The organism is Herbaspirillum aquaticum (assembly GCF_002213425.1).
Taxonomy (GTDB): domain Bacteria; phylum Pseudomonadota; class Gammaproteobacteria; order Burkholderiales; family Burkholderiaceae_D; genus Herbaspirillum; species Herbaspirillum aquaticum.
Genome location: NZ_NJGV01000036.1, coordinates 1 through 7,073, shown reverse-complemented (window position 1 = coordinate 7,073; position 7,073 = coordinate 1). Strand labels below are relative to the sequence as shown.

Sequence of the window (7,073 nt, the reverse complement as noted above, 5' to 3'; positions counted from 1 at the left end):
TAGGCGCAGCGACGCGCCGTGGTGGTGCCACGGCAAGGAGCTGCAACAACGGCAGGCGACGCTTGGCGGCCTCTCCCGGAGGGTTGCCCCCAGAAGGCGCGCTGGCCGCGTCGCACGTCAGGGCTGGTGGCACCACCACCTGCCCTGACGCGCGCCTTGCCACCGCGCCTTCTGGGGGCAACGCATCTCGCAGATTTAATGTGAACAGGCCCTAGACCGTCGCCGACGACGCCGTCACATCCAGGTGCTTCTGCAGGAAGCGCACGCATTCCCGCACCTTGGCCGAATTCTTCAACTGCATCGGATAGACCGCACACAGGTCGGCCTCCTGGAAATACTGCGGCAACACCCGCACCAGCCGACCGCGCTTGAGGCTGTCAGCCACATCCCAGATCGAACGCAGGATGATGCCGTGCCCATCCACCGCCCACTGGTGGATGATCTCGCCGTGGTTGGAGGCCAACCCGCCCGACACCTTCACTGTCTCCTGCCCCTTGGGCCCCATCATGCGCCAGATCCCGAAGGACTGGTTGCGCTCGCGGATCACCAGGCACTGGTGCTGGCGCAGCGCAGCCAGGTCAGCGGGCGCGCCATGTTTCTTGAGATAGGCCGGACTGGCGCACAGCACGCGCTGGCTGGGCAGGATGCGCTTGGAGAACAGGTGCGGCTCATGCCCCGCACCCACCCGGATATCCAGGTCGATGCCTTCGTTGACCAGGTCGATCTGCCGGTCCACCAGCTCCAGCTGTATCTTCAGTTCCGGATGTTCGCTGGCAAAGCGCGACAGCAAGGGCGACACCACCTTGCGCCCCAGGCCGAAACTGGTACTGATCTTCAACAGTCCGCGCGGCACGCGCTTGGCGCTGCTGACGGTTTCCATCATCTGCTCGACATCATCGAGGATCTTGCGCGCCCATTCGTGGACGTTGCCGCCATCTTCGGTCATGACCACGCTGCGCGTGGTGCGATGGAACAGGCGCACACCCAGCGCCTGCTCCAGCAGGGCGATGCGCTTGCTGATGTAGGCCGGCGAGGCGCCGACTTCGCGCGCCGATTCGGCAAAGTTGCTGTGGCGGGCCACCACGCAGAACAGGCGCAGGTCTTCGAGCAGGGGAGAATTGTTCACGATGTGTAGGCATTGAAGTCCACGATCCGTGGATTATAGTGCCATGCCAGTCATCCATTGCACGCTGGCGATACGCGGCGCATCGCCAGCGCAAGCGAGCAATCTCCCGCAAGCGCCGGAAATGTGGCAGTCTTGCGCAATCGCAACGAATTCTCTTGGAGCAGCAGCATGAGCCTCATCGACGAGCAGGAACTCCCGCCTGATCTTCCCCATATCCAGCGCATCGAAGTCAACCAGCTGCAATGCCTGCGCGTGCAGACCGAGCGCGCCGAACTGCTCATCGCCGAGCAAGGTGCGCAGGTGCTGCGCTACCAGGTGCACGGACAGGAACCGGTGATCTGGATGAGCGAGGAAGCCGCCTTCGAGGCCGGCAATTCGGTGCGCGGCGGCATTCCCGTGTGCTGGCCGTGGTTCGGCGACCTCATGCGCAATCCGCCGCAGGTACAGGCCCTGCACGCCGGTGGCCGCCTGCCGGCGCACGGCCTGGTGCGCGGCATCCCCTGGCTGCTGATGGAAAACGCCATCGAAGGCGACACCGTGCGGCTGGTGCTGGCCATCCCGCCCACGACCGAATCGCCCGCCCTGCGCCACCTGCCGCCGGGTATCGAACTGCGGCTGGAGATCCTGCTGGACGATCGCCTGCATCTCAAACTCACCACCCGCAATGGCAGCGAACAGCACATCGCCTTGACCCAGGCGCTGCACAGCTACTTTGCCGTCAGCAGCATCCACAACGTGACGGTCGATGGCCTCGAAGGCCGCCGCTACATCGAAACCCTGGAAGGCTGGGCCGAGCGGGAGCAGAAGCGCCCCCTGGTGGTCAGCAGCGAGACCGACCGCATCTACCTGGACCTGCCGCCGCACCTGGCCATCCGCGACGAGGGCTGGAACCGCCACATCCACATCGAGGCCAGCGGCTCGACCTCGGCGGTGGTCTGGAACCCCTGGGTGAGCAAGGCGCGCCGCCTGTCGCAGTTTGCCGATGATGCCTGGCAGCGCATGCTGTGCATCGAGACGGCCAATGTGATGGAGGACCTGGTGGAACTGGAACCGGGCGCCGAACACACCATGGGCGTGAGCATCTGGGGCGAGACCCTGGGCGGTTGAAGCCGCCCTTGCAGCAGACGCCCCCGGAGAAGGCAGTGCCGTGATGACGGCACTGCCTTTTTTCATGGTTGACGTTTTCTGCACTGTTCACGAATCGTGTTTTATAAAATCACCAGTTCGTGGATGATCCCGGGCGGGAAGCGATTTATGATGGCTGCACTTGATAGATCCGGCCAGCCGGTTTTCCCTTTCTCCAGAGGAGCAGCAACGATGAGCAAGACCCACAAGATCGCCGTGATCGCCGGTGACGGCATCGGCCAGGAAGTGATGCCGGAAGGCCTGCGCGCGGTCGAGGCCGCCAGCAAGAAGTTCGGCATCGACATCGAGTTCACTCATTTCGACTGGGCGCACTGCGGCTATTACGCGCAGCACGGCAAGATGATGCCCGATGACTGGTTCGATCAGTTGAAGGGTTTTGAAGCCATCTTCTTCGGCGCGGTCGGCTGGCCGGCCACGGTGCCGGACCACGTTTCGCTGTGGGGCTCGCTGCTGAAGTTCCGGCGCGACTTCGACCTCTACGTCAACCTGCGTCCGGTGCGCCTGATGCCGGGCGTGCCCTGCCCGCTGGCCAACCGGAAGCCGGGCGACATCGATTTCTACGTGGTGCGCGAGAACACCGAAGGCGAATACTCCGCCATCGGCGGCCGCATGTTTGAAGGCACCGAGCGCGAGACCGTGATCCAGGAATCGGTGTTCAGCCGCAAGGGCACCGACCGCATCCTGAAGTTCGCCTTCGACCTGGCGCAGAGCCGTCCCAAGAAGCACCTGACCTCGGCCACCAAGTCCAACGGCATCGCCATCACCATGCCCTACTGGGATGAGCGCGTGGAAGCCATGGGCGCCAAGTATCCCGACGTGCGCCGCGACAAGTACCACATCGACATCCTGACTGCGCACTTCGTGCTGAACCCGGATCGCTTCGATGTGGTGGTGGCTTCCAACCTGTTCGGCGACATCCTCTCCGACCTCGGCCCGGCCTGCGCCGGCACCATCGGCATTGCGCCCTCGGCCAACATCAACCCCACGCGCGAGCTGCCGTCGCTGTTCGAGCCGGTGCACGGTTCGGCACCGGACATCTTCGGCAAGAACATCGCCAACCCGGTGGCCACCATCTGGTCCGGCGCGATGATGCTGGACTTCCTGGGCAATGGCGAAGGCAAGTATCGCCAGGCGCACGACGCCATGCTGGCGGCCATCGAAGAGGTGCTGGTCAATGGACCGACCACGCCGGACCTGGGCGGCAAGAGCAATACCACCGAAGTGGGCCGCGCGATTGCTGCGGCGATCTGATTGCTGACCGGTCTGTATTGCAGCAACAAGTGGCTCGCCTGGTGCGGGCCATTTTTTCGTACGGGGATTTCATGCGGTGCGGCCATGTTCAATCGTAAAGGGCATGTTAGGATGGCCGCACTTTCATTTTTCGCGATCGATGAGTTGGACATGGCTGCAAGCCTGCGCATGACAGGACACCGCTTGCTGGCGGAGCTGCTCTTCTGGAGCATCACGCTGGTGCTGTTGCTGGAAGACGATGTCGCCATGCTGGCCATGATGCTGACCTGACGCGGCGCCCTGCCCGATATGGATCCACGCTTTTCTTCTTTCTTCTCCGCGCCACGCCTGTCCCTGCTGCTGGCCACCGTACTGGCTGCGGCCAGCCTTCCGGCGCATGCCGAGTGGATGCCGCTGGGGGAGAACAACATCGGCAGCTTCTTCATCGACAAGAGCAGCATCGTCAGCACCCGCAGCGTGCGGCAGGCGCAGATCCTGCTGAACTGGAACCGTCCGCAGCTGCTGATGGGCCAGGGCAGCAAGACGTATTACCTGTCGGAGGTCTCGACCGCCTATTTTGACTGCACGGCCCGCCAGCTCGGTTTTGGCAGCCGCAAGATGTATGCGCAGCCTGATGGACAAGGCCAACTGCTGCTGGCGCCGCAGCTGGCGTATTCGGACGTGAAGCTGCAGGATCCCATTCCCGGCTCGACCGGGGAGCGGGCCATTGAGGCGGTGTGCGGTAAATAATTTCCGTGGAGGCGTGACCGGGCGCTTGAAGGGCTTGCTCCGGAATGCGAAATCGGTAATAATCGCTGGCTCGCGTCGCCGGGATGGCGGAATAGGTAGACGCACGGGACTCAAAATCCCGCGCCGCAAGGCGTGCCGGTTCGATTCCGGCTCCCGGCACCAGTAGATTTCAGGGATTAGGTATGAAGGAAGATATCCGATTATACCGAGTCACTCCCTAAAAGTTGACCAATTTTGACCTGGTCAATCTTCAAAAGGCGCCTGAAGTAATTCGGTATATTTCGGTACATCGAGCTTCTTGCTTGCATATCTGCAAGCTGATAAATTACTTCGCATGCGGGCTTCCTCTCCTCAACTGTCGACCAATCAAAAGCGGGCTATCGGCCTCTACAAGCTTTATGGCTTGCTGATGACGCTTGTCTTTGTAGCATTGGTGCTGGGAAAGCTCGGATTTCTTGTCACTGCGATTTCGCCTGTTTTGCTGGTAATGGTGGTGACGCTGGGCTGCTTAATTTTTTCCTACGCGTACCGCCTTTCCAGGTCCAACTTACTGGTGCTACGCCGTCGACCAGCCGCACCGGTCTCGCCCCATTTCCCCCCTAACGCTCACCCCGAGCAGGCCGAACGGCCTCCCCGCTCCGCTCCTAAGAAATGATTTAGCGCATCCGTTGGGATGCACGAATTAATTCGTGCCGCACTTTTGCGGCATAAGGAGCACTCATGCAACAAATCTCTACCCTGGATCTCGTCTTGCGCAGCTCCGGCGGCGCCCTGCTCGTCCCACTGAAGAAAACCGCAGACATTCTCGGCCTCGAGCCGCAGACCATACGAAATCGACTTTGTACGAAGACTTTCGAATTGGTGCCCGTCAGGATCGGTCGCATGAACTATTTCAGGATCGCCGATATTGCATCTCTCATTGACGCGACCATAGCCAAGTCTTGCGACAAGCCTAAACGCGGCCGACCGCCGAAATCTGCCTCGAAATCCCTGTTACGGGCAGCAGAAATGAAGAAGAGCCCATCCGGTCCAATCGACGGCCGCCACCCCACGGCCGGAGCTCGCCAATGACCGTAATTCGCCGGGCCAAGGCAAAGGCCCCTTGGGCATCGATTCCCAATTCATTTGCGGAAGATATGAATATAAGTGAGGACGCCACTGCAGTCGGTTTGTGGCTCGCGTGCAAGCCTGAGAATTGGGCGATCCGTCCGGATTACATACAAGATAAGTTTTCAGAACGGCCGGGAAAGGCAAGAGGTCGTGAATGGTGGGCCCGCGTGTCTCGCGAACTTCGTAACGCCGGATACATGGCGTTGATACGGTCTAAAGATCCAAGCGGCAAGTTCAGCAGCGAATGGCTGTTCTCTCCGGAAGGGATTCGCGATGATGACTGGACCGGAGGCGGCGGTACCGATACCGGCTCTACCGATACCGGCTTTGCCGACAACGGCACCGCCCCTGATGGCAAAGCCAGCAGCGGATCACACAGCGTATCTAACCAATACTCATTAAACCAACACTCATTAAACAAGAACTCAAGTAACAAAAAACCACCACCACCTGGTGGTAGCAGTTTGCGTATTGGAGATCTCAGAGAACACCTCTGGCTCGAGGAATCGATTTCACGCTATCAGGACGAGGCATTCGCGAAAATTCTATGGGCTGAGATTGAGGATTTGACTGCTGCCCAAACGCTTTTGGACGAGTTCGCCGGCGCCATCGAAGCAGGTCGTCGCGGAGAAAGAGCCATGATTAACTACCCCATTCATTGGTTCACAACCATCCTAGAGTCGTTCACGCGTGGAGAATTTGCACCTAACTTTGCACCTCGAGTTTTCGCCCGTCGACGTGAACGAATGCGCACGGACGCGCAAAGCGAGGAAGTCAAGCAGACACCTGAAGCAGCAATTAAAGGAATAGATAGCGCTCGAGCGGCTGCCAAACTGGCTGAGAAATCACGCCAATCGAAAAATGGGAGAAGTGAAGAATGACGACCTGGAACCGGGATGAGCGCTTTTCATGGATGCTTTCGTTGTCCAAGAAAACCGCTGATCAAAAAATGATCATCCAATTGACGGTCAAACAAGAACTCTCTAGTGCCGAAAAGACTCTGCTGGACAGCCTGTGGACAGCCGACAAACTCAAATTCAAGGCGCGAGAAGCCGAGCGCCGAACAAGCGAAATCTTCCGTACGGTCCAAGACGCAAGCAGGAAGCGCCACAATCACGCAAAAATCTGTATCGGGATTGCTGCGCTACAAATTGCCGCAGAAAACGCTAGCGTCACTATGGCACTGCTTCAAAAGTTGAAAGGTATAGAAAACGTTGATGAGGAAGCGGTCGTGGAAGTTCTGCGCACCTATCAAGCGAGATTCCCTGAGAAAAAGGAATCTGAATCCACAGCATCCGGCGGCCAGGCCTCATGACTCAACAGCATGACAATGCGCGCTTAGTAGTTTCTCCACTTCGTGGAGAAACGCGCGGCCTTGCAGGCGGCACGCTCACGTCGTGAGCGTAAGGTTCGGATCCAAGTAGATGAGTCCACTAGGCCACTATCACTTCAGGGTTTCGGTAGGCGACCGTAAAGGCGGCGGCCGAATCGACGCGCACCTCAAATATCAGTACAACTTTCGCATTGGACGCTATCAGGACCTGAATCGGCAGCGGAACGCACGTGCTGGTAACGATGAAACCCTTCTCTATTCGCAAAGTGGGAATCTACCATCATGGGTAAAGTGGACCCCGAATTTGAGACACTGATTTAAGCTGTCGTCCTGGAAGGGATGACGAGAATGAGTGAAGCAAAGAAGAAGCGAAATAGC

The 7,073-nt window shown here is 59.3% G+C and carries 8 protein-coding genes and 1 tRNA gene; 8 read left to right on the top strand and 1 reads right to left on the bottom strand.

Translation table 11 applies throughout. The features are described from left to right. Positions 1-211 precede the first annotated feature (211 nt). Positions 212-1,126: a LysR family transcriptional regulator gene (locus CEJ45_RS23960; protein WP_088757494.1), complete on the bottom strand. Its 915-nt coding sequence runs from the start codon at positions 1,124-1,126 to the stop codon at positions 212-214. 168 nt (positions 1,127-1,294) lie between these two features. Between CEJ45_RS23960 and CEJ45_RS23955 the strand changes: the two genes are divergently transcribed. From CEJ45_RS23955 to CEJ45_RS23925, 8 genes are all read left to right on the top strand, one after another. Further along, a complete protein-coding gene (locus CEJ45_RS23955; protein ID WP_088757495.1) occupies positions 1,295-2,233 on the top strand; it encodes a D-hexose-6-phosphate mutarotase in 939 nt (312 codons plus the stop codon). A 210-nt stretch (positions 2,234-2,443) separates the two neighbouring features. Beyond that, positions 2,444-3,523: a tartrate dehydrogenase gene (locus CEJ45_RS23950; protein ID WP_088757493.1), complete on the top strand. Its 1,080-nt coding sequence runs from the start codon at positions 2,444-2,446 to the stop codon at positions 3,521-3,523. 288 nt (positions 3,524-3,811) lie between these two features. Then, a complete protein-coding gene (locus tag CEJ45_RS23940) occupies positions 3,812-4,252 on the top strand; it encodes a surface-adhesin E family protein (protein ID WP_088757492.1) in 441 nt (146 codons plus the stop codon). Between the two features lie 77 nt (positions 4,253-4,329). Next, positions 4,330-4,414: transfer RNA gene (locus CEJ45_RS23935), tRNA-Leu, on the top strand. 136 nt (positions 4,415-4,550) lie between these two features. After that, on the top strand, positions 4,551-4,907 hold the full coding sequence (locus CEJ45_RS24705) for a hypothetical protein (protein WP_141107057.1): 357 nt from the start codon (positions 4,551-4,553) through the stop codon (positions 4,905-4,907). Between the two features lie 65 nt (positions 4,908-4,972). After that, the gene (locus CEJ45_RS23930) at positions 4,973-5,323 is read left to right on the top strand and encodes a hypothetical protein (RefSeq protein ID WP_088757491.1); all 351 of its coding nucleotides are present in this window, start codon (positions 4,973-4,975) and stop codon (positions 5,321-5,323) included. Further along, a complete protein-coding gene (locus CEJ45_RS24700; RefSeq protein WP_141107056.1) occupies positions 5,320-6,243 on the top strand; it encodes a hypothetical protein in 924 nt (307 codons plus the stop codon). Before CEJ45_RS23930 ends, CEJ45_RS24700 begins: the two co-directional genes overlap by 4 nt. Then, entirely contained in the window at positions 6,240-6,677 is a 438-nt protein-coding gene (locus CEJ45_RS23925) for a hypothetical protein (RefSeq protein WP_141107055.1), read from the top strand. Before CEJ45_RS24700 ends, CEJ45_RS23925 begins: the two co-directional genes overlap by 4 nt. The last annotated feature ends 396 nt before the right edge of the window (positions 6,678-7,073 follow it).

Excerpts from the sequence above, each read along its gene's own strand:
- CEJ45_RS24700 (WP_141107056.1), top strand. The coding sequence starts at position 5,320 with ATGACCGTAATTCGCCGGGCCAAGGCAAAGGCCCCTTGGGCATCGATT.
- CEJ45_RS23925 (WP_141107055.1), top strand. The coding sequence starts at position 6,240 with ATGACGACCTGGAACCGGGATGAGCGCTTTTCATGGATGCTTTCGTTG.
- CEJ45_RS23950 (WP_088757493.1), top strand. The coding sequence starts at position 2,444 with ATGAGCAAGACCCACAAGATCGCCGTGATCGCCGGTGACGGCATCGGC.
- CEJ45_RS23955 (WP_088757495.1), top strand. The coding sequence starts at position 1,295 with ATGAGCCTCATCGACGAGCAGGAACTCCCGCCTGATCTTCCCCATATC.
- CEJ45_RS23940 (WP_088757492.1), top strand. The coding sequence starts at position 3,812 with ATGGATCCACGCTTTTCTTCTTTCTTCTCCGCGCCACGCCTGTCCCTG.
- CEJ45_RS23930 (WP_088757491.1), top strand. The coding sequence starts at position 4,973 with ATGCAACAAATCTCTACCCTGGATCTCGTCTTGCGCAGCTCCGGCGGC.